17 protein-coding genes, 1 tRNA gene and 2 rRNA genes are annotated in these 17,479 nt (G+C 33.0%); all 20 read left to right on the forward strand.

Annotated features, from left to right (window positions below):
* Positions 1–463, forward strand: a 23S ribosomal RNA gene (locus HSACCH_RS07365); the annotation flags it as partial.
* A 133-nt stretch (positions 464–596) separates the two neighbouring features.
* A 5S ribosomal RNA gene (gene rrf / locus HSACCH_RS07370) occupies positions 597–713 on the forward strand.
* 11 nt (positions 714–724) lie between these two features.
* Positions 725–800, forward strand: a tRNA-Asn gene (locus HSACCH_RS07375).
* Between the two features lie 167 nt (positions 801–967).
* Positions 968–1,435, forward strand: a complete 468-nt coding sequence (locus HSACCH_RS07380; protein WP_005488922.1) for a CtsR family transcriptional regulator — start codon at positions 968–970, stop codon at positions 1,433–1,435.
* Positions 1,436–1,437: 2 nt separating this feature from the next.
* Complete coding sequence (locus HSACCH_RS07385; protein WP_005488923.1) at positions 1,438–1,971, forward strand: protein-arginine kinase activator protein McsA; 534 nt, start codon at positions 1,438–1,440, stop codon at positions 1,969–1,971.
* Positions 1,961–3,001, forward strand: a complete 1,041-nt coding sequence (locus tag HSACCH_RS07390; protein ID WP_005488925.1) for a protein arginine kinase — start codon at positions 1,961–1,963, stop codon at positions 2,999–3,001. The genes HSACCH_RS07385 and HSACCH_RS07390 overlap by 11 nt, the downstream gene beginning before the upstream one ends.
* Positions 3,002–3,007: 6 nt before the next feature.
* Entirely contained in the window at positions 3,008–5,428 is a 2,421-nt protein-coding gene (locus HSACCH_RS07395) for an ATP-dependent Clp protease ATP-binding subunit (protein ID WP_005488926.1), read from the forward strand.
* Between the two features lie 98 nt (positions 5,429–5,526).
* On the forward strand, positions 5,527–6,897 hold the full coding sequence (gene radA, locus HSACCH_RS07400; protein ID WP_040477237.1) for a DNA repair protein RadA: 1,371 nt from the start codon (positions 5,527–5,529) through the stop codon (positions 6,895–6,897).
* A 31-nt stretch (positions 6,898–6,928) separates the two neighbouring features.
* A complete protein-coding gene (disA, locus tag HSACCH_RS07405) occupies positions 6,929–8,008 on the forward strand; it encodes a DNA integrity scanning diadenylate cyclase DisA (protein WP_005488928.1) in 1,080 nt (359 codons plus the stop codon).
* Between the two features lie 120 nt (positions 8,009–8,128).
* Positions 8,129–8,629 (forward strand): CarD family transcriptional regulator, encoded by a 501-nt coding sequence (locus HSACCH_RS07410; protein ID WP_005488929.1) that lies wholly within the window; start codon positions 8,129–8,131, stop codon positions 8,627–8,629.
* A gap of 32 nt (positions 8,630–8,661) precedes the next feature.
* Positions 8,662–9,741 carry a PIN/TRAM domain-containing protein gene (locus HSACCH_RS07415; protein WP_005488931.1) on the forward strand — a complete coding sequence of 360 codons (1,080 nt, stop codon included), beginning with the start codon at positions 8,662–8,664 and terminating at the stop codon, positions 9,739–9,741.
* A 16-nt stretch (positions 9,742–9,757) separates the two neighbouring features.
* Positions 9,758–10,444 carry a 2-C-methyl-D-erythritol 4-phosphate cytidylyltransferase gene (gene ispD / locus HSACCH_RS07420; protein WP_005488932.1) on the forward strand — a complete coding sequence of 229 codons (687 nt, stop codon included), beginning with the start codon at positions 9,758–9,760 and terminating at the stop codon, positions 10,442–10,444.
* On the forward strand, positions 10,444–10,968 hold the full coding sequence (gene ispF / locus HSACCH_RS07425; RefSeq protein ID WP_005488933.1) for a 2-C-methyl-D-erythritol 2,4-cyclodiphosphate synthase: 525 nt from the start codon (positions 10,444–10,446) through the stop codon (positions 10,966–10,968). Before ispD ends, ispF begins: the two co-directional genes overlap by 1 nt.
* Positions 10,965–11,756, forward strand: coding sequence for a HutP family protein (locus HSACCH_RS07430; protein ID WP_040477238.1), 792 nt, complete (start codon positions 10,965–10,967; stop codon positions 11,754–11,756). Before ispF ends, HSACCH_RS07430 begins: the two co-directional genes overlap by 4 nt.
* Before the next feature lie 34 nt (positions 11,757–11,790).
* Positions 11,791–13,266, forward strand: coding sequence for a glutamate--tRNA ligase (gene gltX / locus HSACCH_RS07435; protein WP_005488935.1), 1,476 nt, complete (start codon positions 11,791–11,793; stop codon positions 13,264–13,266).
* Between the two features lie 120 nt (positions 13,267–13,386).
* Positions 13,387–14,856: a cysteine--tRNA ligase gene (gene cysS / locus HSACCH_RS07440; protein ID WP_005488938.1), complete on the forward strand. Its 1,470-nt coding sequence runs from the start codon at positions 13,387–13,389 to the stop codon at positions 14,854–14,856.
* Complete coding sequence (gene thyX / locus HSACCH_RS07445; RefSeq protein WP_005488939.1) at positions 14,840–15,535, forward strand: FAD-dependent thymidylate synthase; 696 nt, start codon at positions 14,840–14,842, stop codon at positions 15,533–15,535. The genes cysS and thyX overlap by 17 nt, the downstream gene beginning before the upstream one ends.
* Positions 15,536–16,270 carry a 23S rRNA (guanosine(2251)-2'-O)-methyltransferase RlmB gene (rlmB, locus tag HSACCH_RS07450; protein WP_005488940.1) on the forward strand — a complete coding sequence of 245 codons (735 nt, stop codon included), beginning with the start codon at positions 15,536–15,538 and terminating at the stop codon, positions 16,268–16,270.
* Positions 16,271–16,340: 70 nt separating this feature from the next.
* The gene (gene sigH, locus HSACCH_RS07455; protein ID WP_407635730.1) at positions 16,341–16,994 is read left to right on the forward strand and encodes an RNA polymerase sporulation sigma factor SigH; all 654 of its coding nucleotides are present in this window, start codon (positions 16,341–16,343) and stop codon (positions 16,992–16,994) included.
* 145 nt (positions 16,995–17,139) lie between these two features.
* Positions 17,140–17,479, forward strand: a 340-nt coding sequence (locus HSACCH_RS07460) for a GTP-binding protein (RefSeq protein ID WP_040477239.1), incomplete at its 3' end; no start/stop codon positions are given.

Below are 17,479 nucleotides of genomic sequence, written 5' to 3' on the forward strand. Positions count from 1 at the left end.
TACCCCGGGGATAACAGGCTTATCTCCCCCAAGAGTTCACATCGACGGGGAGGTTTGGCACCTCGATGTCGGCTCATCGCATCCTGGAGCTGAAGCAGGTTCCAAGGGTTTGGCTGTTCGCCAATTAAAGCGGTACGCGAGCTGGGTTCAGAACGTCGTGAGACAGTTCGGTCCCTATCCGTCGCAGGCGAAAGATACTTGAGAAGAGCTGTCCCCAGTACGAGAGGACCGGGATGGACACACCGATGGTGAATCAGTTGTTCCACCAGGAGCATAGCTGAGTAGCTAAGTGTGGAAAAGATAAGCGCTGAAAGCATCTAAGCGTGAAACAGACTTCAAGATTAGGTATCTCACTTTGTTAAGAAGGTAAGATCCCTTAAAGATGATAAGGTAGATAGGCCAGAGGTGTAAGTGTAGTAATACATTAAGCTAACTGGTACTAATAGATCGAGGGCTTAATCATTATTTCCTATATGTATCTTTGATTGTACAGTTTTAATTGCAAAGACCAATTAATAAGGTCTGAAATTAAAACAGAAATTCTGTTGGCTTTTCTCTTAAAGATCAAGAGATAAGAGCAGAGTAAATCGAATATTTCCGGTGGTAATTGCGGAGGGGCAACACTTGTTCCCATCTCGAACACAAAAGTTAAGTCCTCCAGCGCCTATGGTACTGCATTGGTAACGATGTGGGAGAGTAGGTCGCTGCCGGTCCTTTTTTATAATCCCCGATAGCTCAGTTGGTAGAGCAGATGACTGTTAATCATCTTGTCGCAAGTTCGAGTCTTGCTCGGGGAGCCATTTTTTATAGACCTTAAAAGGTCTTTTTTTTATTTTATATAGTTTATTATTTAAGCATTCACTTTAGGTGGATGTTTTTTTTGTGTGATAATTTACTTGCAATTTTTTTAATTTGTAGTATTATAATGTTAAAGGTCAAAATAAGTCAAAGTTAGGAGGGGGAGAGAATGTCTAGTTTATCTGACCAAATAGAAAGATACTTAAGAAAACAAATTTCTAAATATCAGGGAAAAGTAAAGATTAAAAGAAATCAATTAGCTGAAAATTTTGATTGTGCTCCTTCTCAAATAAATTATGTTTTAGACACAAGATTTACCATAGAAAAAGGATATGTAGTAGAAAGTCAACGTGGTGGTGGAGGTTTTATAAGGATTATTAGAGTGACTCTTGATTCTAATAAAGAAGTAATTCAAGAAGTTATCAATAAATTGGATCACGTTATCACTCAGAAAGAAGCTCATGGAATTATTAAAAGATTATATGATAATGAACTAATTTCTGAAAGAGAATCTTATCTGATGGAAAAAGCAGTTCATCGTAATGTTCTGGGAATTTCTTTACCAGAACGCGATTATTTAAGAGGAAGAATATTAAAAAATATGTTAGAAGTTATTTTTAAAGTTAAGGAGGACTAGCTATGATCTGTGATAGATGTGGAGAAAGAGAAGCCTCTGTCCATTTAACAAGGATTATTAATGGAGAAAAAACAGAGATGCATTTATGTGAAGAATGTGCTCAAAAAAGGAGCAAGTTAAATATAGATGATAATTTAAGTTTCCAAAGTTTATTATCAGGTATTTTAAATCAACATTTAACAAGCCCAAATTCTTCACTGTATAAAGATAATCAATCACAGAATCTAGTCTGCAAAAATTGTGGTTTGAGTTATCAAGAATTTACTAAAAAAGGTTTTTTTGGCTGTGCAAATTGTTATGAAACATTTAAAGATAAGTTAGAACAGCTTTTCAAGAGAATTCACGGTAATACTCAACATACTGGGAAATTCCCTTTATCATTCAGAAATAAAATAAAATTTGAATCAGAAATTAATGAATTAAAGAAGAAAATGAAAATAGCTGTTGATAAAGAAAATTTTGAAAAAGCTGCTGAAATTAGAGATGAAATCCATGCTATTGAAGTGAACATGGAGGAAAATTGTAATGCAGAATAATATAATAAATAACTGGCAAATTGAAAATGGTGAAGAAAAAGATGTTGTTTTAAGTTCCAGAATAAGATTAGCCAGGAACTTAAAAGAATATAAATTTCCAAATAGAAGTGATATAAAGGAAAAAACAAAAGTAATTAACTATTTAAGGGATAAGATATTTTATTTAAAGGATCAAAACTATGATTTTTATTTAATGGACAATTTAAATGAAATAGAAAGAAATGTTTTGCACGAAGAATATCTGATTAGTAGAAATCATGTTCAATATCCTAATGCTAGAGCTTTGTTTTTAAATAATGAAAAAAATATATCAATAATGATTAACGAAGAAGATCATTTAAGAATCCAAATTTTAAAGCCAGGTCTTGAATTTAATAATATTTGGAATGAGATTAATAATCTTGATGAACAATTAGAAGAAAATTTAGATTACGCTTTTTCTAAAAAATGGGGTTATTTAACTAGTTGCCCAACTAATATTGGAACTGCCTTAAGAGCTTCGGTAATGTGTCATTTACCTGCATTGGTATTGAGCGGCAAGATTGACAACATATTAGGAGCTGTAGGTAAATTTGGTTTAACTGTAAGAGGTGTTTCTGGCGAAGGAAGCAATAGTGAAGCTGAACTATTTCAGATTTCAAATCAAATAACATTAGGTTTTAGTGAAAAGGAAATTATTGAGAAATTAGAAAGCGTTATCAAACAAATTATAGCCGAAGAAAGAAAAAGTCGGGAATATTTGTTAGAAAATAATTTTTTGAAATTAAAAGATAATGTTTTAAGATCATTTGGAGTTTTAAAATATGCTTATCATTTAGATCAATCTGAAGCTTTGAAATATTTATCCAGAATAAAATTTGGGCAGGATACAAATTTAATTGAAGAAAAACTAGATAAAAACTTATTTTCTAAATTGTTATTTAAAATTAAGAATGCACATTTGCAATATGATTCGAAAGAAAAATTAGATATTGAAGAATTGAATATTAAAAGAGCTAAAATTATTAGAAATGAATTAAATAAGGAGTGAAAATATATGTTTGCAAAATTTACGGAAAGAGCGAGAAAAGTTTTAAGTATTGCTGAACAAGAGGCTTTAAAACTTAAACACAGTTATGTTGGAACAGAGCATATTCTTTATGGCTTAATTGCTGAAGGTCAGGGGATAGCTGCAAGAGCATTGATAGATAATAAAGTGAATAAAGAAGTTATTGAGAGTAAAATTATAGATATGATTGGAGAGGGCCAAAATGAAGTAAAGGGTTCAATCGGTTTAACTCCAAGAAGTAAAAAAGTTTTAAATTTAGCTATGGATGAGGCTAGGAAAATGGGTCATAACTATATAGGTACAGAACATCTTTTGCTTGGATTAATTCGTGAAGGTGAAGGTGTTGCTGTCAGAATCTTAATGGATTTAAACAGTGATATAGGAAATATTAAAGAAGAAGTTATTGATTTGCTTGGTGGTAAAAACTCTATCAAGAAAAAATCTAAATCAGCCAATAAAAAAACTAAAAACTTAGACGAATATAGCCGCGATTTAACTGAAATGGCTAAAGAAAATAAGTTAGATCCAGTTATTGGACGTGATAACGAAATAAATAGAGTAATTCAGGTTTTGAGTCGTAGAACCAAAAACAATCCTGTTTTAATTGGTGAGCCAGGTGTTGGTAAAACAGCTATCATTGAGGGTTTAGCTCAGATGATAGTAAGTGAAAATGTACCTGAACTATTGTTAAATAAAAGGGTGGTTTCGCTTGATTTAAGCTCTTTAGTAGCTGGGTCCAAATATAGAGGCGAATTTGAGCAGCGTCTGAAAGCAGTAATGAATGAGATTATTGAAAGTGGCGATATTATATTATTTATTGATGAAATGCATACTTTAGTTGGAGCTGGTGCAGCGGAAGGGGCAATAGATGCTGCAAATATTTTAAAACCTGCTTTAGCAAGAGGAGAACTGCAGGCAATTGGTGCTACAACATTAGATGAATATCGCAAATATATAGAAAAAGATGCAGCTTTGGAGCGAAGATTCCAATCTGTATTGGTAGAAGAAAACTCTACAGAAGAGGCAATAGATATCCTCAAAGGATTACGTGACCCTTATGAAGCCCATCATAAGGTGAAAATAACTGATCAGGCTATCGAAGATGCTGTAATATTATCGCATAGATATATTTCTGATCGTTTTTTGCCTGATAAAGCAATTGATTTGATTGATGAAGCAGCTTCTAAAGTTCGATTAAGCAATAGTACTAGACCACCTGAATTTAAAGAATTAAGCAAAAAATTAGAAGAAGCTGAAAAGGAAAAAGAAGCAGCAGTTAAAAATCAAGAATTTGAAAAAGCAGCAAGAATGAGAGATAAAGAAAAAACGTTAGAAAAAGAATTAAAAGAACTAAAAAATAACTGGGAAAATGAAAAAGGAAAGGCTGAAGCAGTTGTAACTACTGAAGATATTGCAGAGATTGTTTCCAGTTGGACAGGTATTCCGGTTACCAAACTTGAAGAAGCTGAAACTGAAAGACTGCTGCGCTTGGAAGATGAGCTGCACAAGCGGGTAATTGGACAGGATGAAGCAATCAAAGCAGTGTCTGAGGCTGTACGTAGAGCTAGAGCAGGCTTGAAAGACCCTAAACGACCAATTGGTTCTTTTATTTTCTTAGGCCCGACTGGAGTTGGTAAAACTGAACTTGCTAAAACTCTTGCAGAAACAATGTTTAATGATGAAGATGCTATGATTAGAGTTGATATGTCTGAATATATGGAAAAACACTCAGTCTCAAGATTGGTTGGATCACCTCCAGGATATGTTGGGCATGACGAAGGTGGTCAGTTAACAGAGCCTGTTAGAAGAAGGCCATATTCTGTTATTTTATTTGATGAAATAGAAAAAGCACATCCTGATGTGTTTAATGTGCTTCTTCAAATATTAGAAGATGGTGTGCTGACAGATACACATGGTCGCAAAGTTGATTTCAAAAATACAATTGTTATCATGACTTCTAATGTTGGTGCTGATTTTATAGAAAAGCAGTCACAATTAGGTTTTAAAACCGAAAATGATGAAGAAGCAAGCTATGATAGAATGAAAGATAATGTTATATCACAGCTTAGAAAAACATTTAGACCTGAATTTTTAAATAGATTAGATGAAATTATAGTTTTCCACTCTTTAAATAAAGAGCATATTAAGAAAATCGTTGATTTAATGCTCGAAGATTTAAGAGATAGATTAAAAGAAAAAGATATTGAATTAAAAATGACTGAAGCAGCTAAGTCAAAATTAGCAGAAGATGGTTATGATTCTGAGTTTGGTGCCCGTCCTCTGAGAAGGGCAATACAGCGCAAAATTGAGAATCCATTATCAATTAAAATTCTTGATCATGAATTTGAAGAAAAGAATACAATTACTGTAGATGTTGAAGACAATGACTTTGATTTTATAGTAAGTTAAGGCATTCCCAGTAAATTAACCTTTCTTGTAAAATGCTGTAAAAAATGATATAATTATTAGTAAATATAAGTTAAATTTACAGGTGGGAGCTATTGATAATGGCGAAAGCAAAAAAATACTATCTATGTCAAGAATGTGGATATAAATCAGTCAATTGGATGGGCAAATGTTCTAATTGTGGTTCTTGGGATAGCTTTGAAGAGGTTATTGAAGATAAATCAAAAAACAAAAAAAATAAATATGACTTAAATAGAGAGGAGAAAGAACCTCAGCCGATTACTGAGATTTCTTCGGTTAAGCGTCAGCGTTTAAAAACCAATATAACTGAACTTGATCGAGTGCTCGGCGGGGGTGTTGTTTCTGGTTCTCTAATATTACTTGGTGGAGCCCCTGGTATTGGTAAATCAACACTAATACTTCAGGTGGCTTCTCTTTTTAGTCAAAAATATGGGAAAACTCTGTATCTTTCTGGGGAAGAATCTGCTTCTCAATTAAAAATGCGAGCAGAACGCTTAAATTGTATGGAAGAAAACCTTAATATTTTAGATGAAAGAGATTATATGGTTTTAGAAAATCATATTTCTAAGAATAAGGATTACTCCTTAATTGTAGTAGACTCTATTCAAACAGTTCATATCCCAGAATTAGATGCTGCACCTGGCAATTTAACCCAAATTAAGGAGGTTACTAACCGCCTTGTTAAATTGGCTAAAACTACAGGAATTCCGGTAGTTTTAATCGGTCATGTTACTAAAGAAGGCGAATTAGCTGGCCCAAGGGTTTTAGAACATTTAGTTGATACGGTACTGCAGTTTGAAGGCGATAATTATCATATGTATAGAATGCTAAGAGCTAAAAAAAATAGGTTTGGCTCAACAAATGAAATTGGAGTTTTTGAAATGAAAGAAAAGGGCATAGAAGAAGTAGCAAATCCTTCTAGCTTTTTTATAAATGAGAGATCTGCAGATGTATCTGGTTCAATTATTACCCCAGCATTGGAAGGTAGTCGAGTTCTTTTGGTGGAAGTACAATCTCTTGTCACTGATGCTGCTTTTCCTTCTCCACAGCGTTTGGCTAAAGGTGTAAATCATAAACGCTTGTCATTGCTTTTAGCAGTTTTAGAAAAGCGTTTAGGAGCTAATTTTAAAGAGTTTGATGTTAATCTTAATATTACTGGAGGGATTAATGTAGAAGAGCCAGGACTTGATTTGGCTATAATAGCTGCAGTGATATCTAGTTATAAAGATATTTCATTAGATAATGATTTAGCTGTAATTGGGGAAGTTGGACTTGGCGGTGAAGTTCGAGCTGTCGGACAGATAGAAAAGAGAATTAATGAGTTAAAAAAATTATCATTTAAAAAAGTTGTCATTCCAGCGGGAAATGCTAAAAATATCGCCTTTGATCCAGATATAAAAATCGATGCTGTTAAAGATATATCTGAATTTGTAAAAATAATTATAAAATAAAAAAATACTTATAATTGGAAGGGGTGAAGCAATGGAAGAAATTGATGAGAAATTATTAGATATTTTAAAAGTCTTGGCGCCTGGAACAGTTTTCAGAGATGGACTTGAAAATATTTTAAGAGCACAAACTGGTGGTTTGATTGTTGTTAGTGATAAAGAAGAAGTGATGGATTTAGTAAATGATGGTTTTCAAATTGAAACACCACTTTCACCTGCACGTCTATATGAACTTGCAAAAATGGACGGTGCAATTGTTTTAGATCAAGATGCTGAAAATATATTATTTGCAAATGCTCAATTAATCCCTGATCACACAATTAAATCTTCAGAAACTGGAACAAGACATAAAACTGCAGAAAGAGTTGCACTACAGACTGGGGAATTAGTAATTGCAATTTCTCAGAGAAGATCAATTATCACTATTTATAAAGGGGATTCCAAACATATTTTAGAGGATATAAGAGTAGTGTTAGTTAAAGCAAATCAAGCTATTCAAACCCTGGAAAAATATCGATCAGTTTTTGATCAGGCCCTTACTAACTTAAGTGCTCTAGAGTTTGAAGATTTAGTAACACTCTCAGATGTGGTAACTGTAATTCAGAGAACTGAGATGGTTTTAAAAATCCAGCGTGAAATTGAAAAATATATTTCTGAATTAGGATCTGAAGGTAGATTAATTAAAATGCAGCTGGAAGAACTTGTAAACAATGTTAGGGAAGAAGGTATTCTACTTATTGAAGATTACATTTCAGAGGAATTAGAAGAAGACACCTCTGATCCTGAAAAAGTATTAGAAAGTTTAACAGATTGGTCTTCTGATGAAATTTTAACTTTAAATACAATTAGTAAAGCCCTTGGTTATAGTGGTAGTCTTAATGCATTGGATGAAACAGTTTCACCACGTGGTTATAGGATTATGAGAAAAATACCCAGGTTACCAATGCCAGTTATTGAAAATTTAGTTGATTATTTTGAAAATCTTCAGGCAATCATCCGAGCTTCAGTAGATGAATTAGATGATGTTGATGGTATTGGTGAAGTAAGAGCTCAAGCAATTAAAGATGGATTGCGTCGGCTTAGAGATCAGGTATTACTTGATAGGCATATTTAAAATTTTAATACACTTCGTTATAAGCTTAATTCAAAAAGTGTACAAATTGACTGTAGCTTTTTAAAATGGTATAATTATAAGGTGGATTTTTATTGCTTTCATAAAAGAGGAGTGGATAAGATGTATAAAATTGGTGACAAAGTCGTTTATCCTAATCATGGTGCAGGAACCATTGTTGGTATTGAGACTAAGACTATTTTAGATGAAAAGAAAGAATATTATATAATGAAACTTCCTATTGGAGAAATGAAAGTTATGATTCCTGTTGATAAAATTGATAAAATTGGAATTAGAGATGTAATTACTGAAGAAAAAGCAGATGAAGTTTTTGAATTATTAAATGGAGAAAAAAGCAAAATGTCACAAAATTGGAATCGCCGTTTTCGGGCTAATCAGGAGAAATTAAAAACTGGCGATATATTTGAAGTGGCAGAAGTTGTTAGAAATTTAAGTATTAGAGATAGAGAAAAGGGTCTTTCCACTGGGGAAAAGAAGATGTTGAGTAATGCTAGACAAATTTTAATTAGTGAACTTGTGTTAGCAAAAGGATTGGATGAAGAAAGCATTTCCGAAAAAATGGATGATTTATTTACACTTGACGAAGAAGATCTTGAGTCCTAATTGAAGATTTTTTTCGGAAGGGGGTGAAGACAATGCTAAAAAAAGTAATGCGCTTAATTTTTGGGGTTTTTGGTGGTGTTATTGCATATAATTTAATAGATATTTTTGGATTAGCAAGTGATTATTCATATAGCTGGGAAAACATTGGAGCATTCTTTTTAACAACACAGTTTTATGCTATATTATTAGGAGCAGTATTAGGCTATTTTCTTATTTTTTATTCTTTAAATAAACTTTTAGAGTTTATTATGGGCTTTGAATTAAAATTTAAAGAGTTAAGTTGGAAAAAAGTTTTAATAGTAGTAATTGGTCTTATAATTGGGCTTATAACTGGTGCTATTATAAATTTTATATTTTCTATTCCTAAGATACCTCGAATTGGAATGCCTCTACAAATTTTTGTTAATATTACTTTTATTTATATGGGATTCGCACTTGCTGTTCATAAAGCAAAGGATATAGAATCTTTTTTATTTTCTAGAAAAAAAGGAACCTCAGAAACTCCTGAAGATAAAACAGGTAGTGATAAAATTTTAGATACAAGCGTTATTATTGACGGGAGAATTTATGATATATGTAAAACCGGATTTATAGAAGGTAATTTTATTATTCCGGAATTTGTTTTAGAAGAACTTCAGCATATTGCAGACTCAGCTGATGACTTAAAAAGAAATCGTGGCCGTCGAGGACTCGATATTTTAAGACAGATGCAGAATGATTCTGATATACAGGTAGAAATAATTGATCATGATTTTGAAGAAATATCTGAAGTTGATAGTAAACTAGTTAAATTGGCGCAGTTAAGCTCTGCCAAAGTTTTAACAAATGATTACAATTTGAACAAAGTTGCCGAATTACAGGGGGTTAAAGTTTTAAATATTAATGAGCTTGCTAATGCAGTTAAACCAGTTGTACTACCAGGGGAAGAAATGGATGTTAAAGTAATTAAAGAAGGTAAAGAAAATGGTCAGGGAGTTGCATACCTTGATGATGGAACTATGATTGTTATCGAAGAAGGTATTAAATATCTGGGAGAGGATATCTCAGTTCTAGTTACAAGCATTCTGCAAACGGCTGCGGGAAGAATGATTTTTGCTCGACCTAAAAAGTAATTAAAGGATGGTTTTGATGTCTGAAATTGGTGTTTTAATACCTGCTGCCGGTAGAGGTAGTAGAATGGGGAAAAACATAAACAAACAATTTTTGAAATTGCTTGGGAAACCAATTTTATATTATACTATAAAAAGTTTTCTTGATTGGCGAGATGATCTTGAAATTAATATTGTTTTAGCCTCAAATGAATTTGATTATTTTAAAAAAAATTTAAGTCCGTTATTTTCTTGTTCACCTCAAAAATTAAATTTAATAGCGGGTGGAAATAGCCGAAAACAATCAGTAAATAATGGTTTAAAAAACTTTAGTGAAGAAGTCAATTATGTTATAATACATGATGGTGCAAGACCAATGCTGCGGACAGAGTTAATTGAAAAATGTTATCAAGCAGTACTGAAATACAATGCGGTTAGCTGTGGCGTTCGGGTAAAAGATACAATCAAAATTGTTGAAGATTCTTTTTCAAAAGAAACACTTGACCGTAATTCTTTAAGAGCAATTCAAACCCCACAGGCTTTTAAATTAGATTTAATAATGAAAGCACATAAAAAAACTGGAAAAAATAAAGCGTTAGATGATGCTTCATTAGTTGAAGAATTTGGTGAGAAGGTTTATATTGTTAATGGTGATTATAACAATTTTAAGATTACTACTCCAGAAGACTTAAAACCTGCGGAAATGATTTTAAAGGAGAGAACTTGATGTTTAAAGTTGGCTTTGCTTATGACAGTCATCGTTTTGCAAAAGATAGAAAACTTTTTTTGGGTGGAGTAAAAATCAACTCAGATTATGGACTTCAAGGACATTCTGATGCAGATGTTTTACTGCACGCTTTAATGGATGCTCTGTTGGGAGCTATTGGAAGTGGTGACATTGGCACTCATTTCCCAGATGATGAAGCTCAATATAAAAATATAAGTAGTTTAAAACTTTTGTCTGAAGTAAAACAAGAAGTTGAAAAGAAAAAATTTGTAGTTAATAATTGTGATTTAGTAGTTGTAGCAGAAAAACCGAAATTAAAACCCTATCGTGATAGAATTGTTTCATCGATTGCAGGAAATTTAGGGATCGATAAAAATAGAATCAATTTTAAAGCAACCACAAATGAAAAAATGGGGTTTACTGGTCGTGAAGAAGGAATGGCAGCTTTTGCTGTTGTAAGTGTTGTAGAAAGTAAATTATGGCAGTTTTTTGAGACATTGAAAATGGAAGGGAGTATTAAATGATGCTAGTAAAAGATATAATGACAACTCATCCAATAACTATTGCGCCTGATGCAACAATTTTGGAAGCAGAAAAAATGCTTTCAATAAATAAAATTGGAAGATTGTTAGTTGTAGAAAATGATGAATTAGTCGGAATGCTGACAGATGGAGATATAATATCAGAAAGAGAATTAGAAGCTTCGATAAGTAATTTTATGTCAGATGATTTAATAATAATTAACGAAAAAAACACAGTTCAAGAGGCGGCAAAAAAACTTTCTGAAAATCATATTGGGGGTTTGCCTGTCTATAATAATAAAAATGAATTAGTTGGAGTCGTTACTTCTGAAGATATAGTTTATGGTTATTTAAAAGATGAAGAAGAAGAAAGGGCAATGGAAAAAAGAACGATAACTCCTGAGAGTTCAGCAATTTATTTGTCAATGACTAGAAGTAGAGATTATGAAGAATATTGGTTAAAAAAGATTGAAGGTTATAGTTATCGAGGTGCAATCACTCAAACTGGCGCTAGTGCAGAAAAGTTACCAATTAAACTACGAGAAAGCACTACTGTGGCAGCAATTGCTCGAGGTGTTATTAATGAAAATTCTCGCGAAAAAATGGCCGTTTCTAATGCAGTAAAAGATGCATATAGTCAGTTAGCACTTGTAAATCCTGGTTTAGGTGGAGGCTTTAAGATTGCAGTAGTTCGTGGAGATGGACATATTTCTGTAGCTATTTTTGGTAAATTTGGCCATGCTTTAGTAGATGGACCAGAACAATTAACTGTTGGTACTAGTGTAATATAATATATTTTAATTTATTAGGAGGAATTATAAGGTTATGAGTAATAACATAAGATTACGTTTTCCCCCAAGTCCAACTGGGAAGATTCATATTGGTAATATGCGCACAGCATTATTTAACTGGTTAGTTACTAAACAGAAAGACGGAGAGCTAGTTTTAAGAATTGAAGATACAGATCAGGCTAGATCAACTAAAGAATTTGAAGATATTATTATTCAAGAAATGGAATGGCTTGGTCTTGATGCAGATGAAGGTGTAGGAATTGGTGGAGATTATGGTCCTTATCGTCAGACTGAAAGAATTGATCTTTATCAAGAATATGCTGATAAATTATTAGAATCTGGTTATGCATATAAATGTTATTGTACTAAAGATGAACTTGATGAAATGAGACAGAAAGCTATAGATAATGATGAAATGCCTCGTTATGATGGCTCATGCCGCAACTTGAGCGAGGAAGAGCGAAAAGCTTATGAGGCAGAAGGTAGAAAACCGGTTCTACGTTTTAAACTACCTGAAGAAGAAAGAGAGATTATTGTTGAAGATTTAATTAGAGGCAATGTCAGTTTTAGTTCATCTGTGCTAGATGATTTTATAATTTTTAAGTCAGATGGAATGCCTACTTATAATTTTGCAGTAGTAATTGATGATGCATTAATGAAAATTTCACATGTAATTAGAGGAGAAGATCATCTTTCGAATACACCTAAACAAATTTTGATCTACGAAGCTTTAGATTTTGAGCTACCAAAATTTGCACATTTACCATTAATTTTAGATGAAAACAAAGCTAAACTTAAAAAGAGAGGTAAAGACTCTGTATATATTGGTGAATTTAGAGAGCAGGGTTATTTACCTGAGGCTTTATTTAATTTCATGGCACTTTTAGGTTGGTCCTCTGGTGATGAAGAAGAAATTCTTTCACAGGCAGAAATTATAGAGCGCTTTGATATTGAAGATGTAAATAAAAGTGGGGCTGTATTTGATAGAGAAAAATTAAACTGGATGAACGGCAAATATATTCGAGCAGCCAACTTGGATAGAATAGTTGAATTAGCACTGCCTTTTTTGCTTGAATCAGGATTGGTAGATAAGGAATATATAGAAAATAACAGAGAATGGTTGTCTAAAGTTATTGATGAAACAAGGACAGGTGTTGACTATTTGTCTCAAATCCCTGAAGAAGCTGAGCTTTTCTTAACTGAGATAGAGTTTGCTGAACCTGCTGAAGCTGCTGAGGAATTTAAAGGTGATGATGTAAAGTTAGTGTTTGATACTTTAAAAGAAAAAGCTTTTGCACGTGAAGAACTGACAGAAGAGACGGTTGGGGAAATTTTCAAAGAGCTAAAAAACGAGCTTGATGTAGGAGGAAGAACTATTTATCATCCAACTAGATTAGCTATAACCGGCAAAGGTTCTGGTCCTGAGATGACAAGTGTAATTTCTATTTTTGGTGCAGAAGAAGTTGCTAGAAGATTAGATACTGCTTTAGAATTGGCACAAAACTATTAAAATAGTTACAATCGAAAGAGTCTTCTCGCAAGGAGAAGGCTCTTTTTTAAAAAAATTAAATAAACTAATTTAAGATCTTAGATTAAAAAAAGACTTAACAAAAAAGAAAGGAGTGAAAAAATGCTAAGAGTATATAATACTTTAACAGGTGAAAAGGAAAAATTTGAAACAGTAGAAGCAGGAGAGGTGAAGATGTATGTTTGTGGATTAACTGTTCAAAATTATTCCCATATAGGACATATTCGAAGTGCTATCAATTATGATGTAATCAGAAGATTTCTTGAATATTTAGGTTATGAAGTTGATTATATTTCTAATTTTACTGATATTAATGAAAAAATTGTAAAAAGATCAAAAGAAGAAGGGCTAACTCCAGAGGATTTAGCAGATAAGTATGCCAATGCTTTTTTAGAAGATATCAGAGAATTTAATATTAAACCAGCAGATAAATATTTAAGAGTAAGTGAAAATGTTGATGAAATTATTGAGATGGTAAAAATATTGATTGAAAAAGGTTATGCTTATGAAGTGAACGGGAATGTTTATTTTAGTGTAGAAAGTTTTGAAGATTATGGCAAGTTATCAGGTCGTAATTTAGATGAAATGCAGGCTGGAGCTAGGATAGCTGTAAATGAAGAAAAGAAAAATCCATTGGACTTTGGACTTTGGAAAAAAGTTGAAGCTGGTGAGGGTTGGGACAGCCCTTGGGGAGAAGGATGGCCGGGGTGGCATATAGAATGCTCTGCAATGTCTATGAAACGCCTTGGAGCGACCTTTGATATACATGGTGGTGGAGTAGATTTGATTTTTCCTCATCATGAAAATGAAATTGCTCAATCGGAAGCATATAGTGGTCAAAAGTTTGTAAACTATTGGCTGCATAATGGGACTGTAAATTTAAGTGGAGAAAAAATGTCAAAATCACAGGGTAACTTTTTTACAAGTAGAGAAGTATTGAAGGAATTTTCTGGACAGGAAGTTAGATATTTTCTATTAAGCAGACATTATCGAAGTCCTATTGATTTTTCTTATGAAAAATTAACAGAAGCAAAAACTTCACTTGCAAGAATTAAAAATACAAGACGTCAATTAGATAAAGTTTTAAATCTTGATATTAATGCGGAAGCTGAAGTTAAAGAACATACTGAGTTTTTTGAAGAAATAATTGCAAAGAAAAATGATTTTGTTGAGGCTTTAAGTGATGATTTTAATACAGCTGAGGCGATTGGAGTTTTACATGATTTAGTTGGGGATATTAATAGTTATATTAATCAAAAAGATTTTACTCTAAATGAGAAAAACTTTGCTATTTTAGAAGAAACAGAAGAGATCTTCTTAGAATTAGCAGAAATATTGGGTTTGGAATTTGAATTAGAATTAAATGCTACAGCTGAAAATGATTTGGTTGATCCACTTGTTAGTTTATTAATAGAATTGAGAGAAAAGGCAAGAGAGAATGAAAATTGGGAAGAAGCAGATGTTATAAGAGATCGTTTAGAAGAAATTGGTATAGAAGTTATTGATACTAACCGGGGAACCGAATGGGAAATCAAGAATACAGAGGAGAATAATGATGGAAGTAAGACCTAAAGCAAAATTAATTAATTATAGTGAAAATCCAGAAAAGAATGTTGCTTTAGCAGCTCGATTATGTTATTCAGAAGATGGTGCCGAAGAGCTTGAAGCAAAAATGTCACAAGAAGATATGAATAATTTAGTGCGTAAAGTTGTTGGTTTAGGTCATTATTCAACTTTAGAGCATACATATTTTTATTTTCATATTGTGTGCAGCAGAGTTGCAAGTCATCAACTAGTGCGCCATAGAATTGGTGTTTCATACAGCCAGCGTTCTCAGCGTTATGTAAAAGAAGATAATTTCGATTATATTATCCCTCCTAAAATTGCTAAAAATCAAGAAGCTGCAGCAGAGTATAAAGAATGGATGGAAAAAGGCAGAGAAATGTATAATAAAATGCTTGCAGATGATATACCAGCTGAAGATGCAAGATTTGTACTGCCAACTGTCAAAACTAATTTGATGGTATCATTTAACGCCCGCTCGTTATATCACTTCTTTAGTCTTAGATGCTGCAGTAGAGCTCAATGGGAAATCAGAAGTTTAGCTAATCAAATGCTAAAACAAGTAAAAGAAATAGCGCCAGTTCTATTTGAAAAGGCTGGTCCACCATGTGAAGCTGAAGGTCACTGTCCAGAAGGGGAAATGTCCTGTGGGCGAATTGATTCAATTAAAAAAAGGAATGATAATTAAATGCCAAAGATTGAAGGAAGAAATCCAGTTTATGAAGCTTTAAGAGGACATAGAAAAATACATCGTATTTTTATTCAAGAAAAAATTTCAGCAGCTATAATAGATGACATTTTAGAATTGGCTGCAGAAAAAAATATTCCAATTAGTAGAATTTCATCACAAAAATTGGCTGAGAACGCAAAATCACATGCTCATCAAGGCGTGATGGCAGAAGCTGACCCCTTAAAAGAATATGGATTAGCGGATGTAATTGAAATTAAAGAAAAAAAGGATGAGGATTCTCTAGTAATTATTTTGGATGAGATTAAAGACCCTCATAATTTTGGAGCAATCATTAGGACTGCATATGCTGCAGGTGCTGATGCAGTTGTTTATCAGGATAGAAGAGCAGTTGGGATTACTCCGGTTGTCTTAAAAGCTGCAGCTGGAGCTGCTGAGCATATACCTTTAGTCAAGGTTTCTAATATTAACTATGCAATTAAGGATTTGAAAGAAGCGCATTTCTGGATTGCAGGAGCTGATGCAGCAGCAGAAAAAACCCATTTTGAAGCTGATTTGAGCGGGTCTTTAGGACTTGTTATTGGTAGTGAAGGTAGTGGTCTCAGAAGGTTAGTTAGAGAAAATTGTGATTTTCTTGTTAAAATACCTATGAATGGTGAATTGGGATCTCTAAATGCTTCTGTAGCAGCAGCAGTTATTATCTATGAAATTTTCCGTCAGCGCACAATAAGATAATTCTTGACGAAAGTTTTTTTAGCAAGTATAATAGTAATGTGATGGATAAGGGAGGGGATTCTGGTTGAAGATGAATGCTCATGAACTCAATTTTGATGATATCAGTTTTGAAGAGTATCAACAGATGTCCGATGATGAACTAGTTGAACTAGTACATCAGGGTGATATGGAAGCCCAGGAAACTCTGATTAAACGTTATAAAAACTTTGTGCTTGCTAAATCACGCTCTTATTTTTTAGTTGGAGCTGATCGCGAAGATATTGTTCAAGAAGGCATGATTGGCCTTTATAAAGCAGTACGAGATTATAAGATTGAGAGATTGGCATCTTTTCGTGCTTTTGCAGAATTGTGTATTACTCGGCAAATTATTACTGCAATCAAAGCAGCTACTCGCCAGAAGCACCAGCCTTTAAATACTTATATCTCTTTGAATAAGCCAATCTATGATGAAGAATCTGATAGGACACTTTTAGATATACTAAAAGGTGGAAAATTATCCAATCCTGAAGCTTTATTTATTAGTAATGAAACATATGACTTAATAGAATCTGAAATTTCTTCAATGTTAAGTGATTTAGAATTTGATGTTTTGCAAGAATATTTGGATGGGAAGTCATACCAAAAAATTGCTGAAAGTTTAGATAAACATGTTAAATCGGTAGATAATGCTTTACAGAGAGTCAAAAGAAAATTAGAAGTATTTTTAGAAAAACACAACATCTAGGAATCCTAAATTGCTTCTGATTTAAATAAATATAGCTGTTATTACATAATAACAGCACTTCGGCCAGCAGCCGCTAGGCCTTTTTTGCGGATGTTTTACCCTGATGGCTACATAAAATAAGTTAAATTTTCAAGGAGGAATAAAAATGGCAAAAGCAAAATTCGAAAGAAACAAACCACATGTTAACATAGGAACAATAGGACATGTTGACCATGGAAAAACAACACTAACAGCAGCAATCACAAATGTGTTGGCAAACTATGGTGGAGCAGAAGTAAGAGCATTTGATACTATTGATAATGCTCCAGAGGAAAAAGAAAGAGGAATTACAATTGCAACATCTCACGTAGAGTATGAAACAGAAGCAAGACACTATGCTCACGTAGATTGTCCAGGACATGCTGACTATGTAAAGAACATGATTACAGGAGCAGCACAGATGGACGGAGCAATTTTAGTAGTATCTGCAGCAGATGGACCAATGC

The organism is Halanaerobium saccharolyticum subsp. saccharolyticum DSM 6643 (assembly GCF_000350165.1).
Taxonomy (GTDB): domain Bacteria; phylum Bacillota; class Halanaerobiia; order Halanaerobiales; family Halanaerobiaceae; genus Halanaerobium; species Halanaerobium saccharolyticum.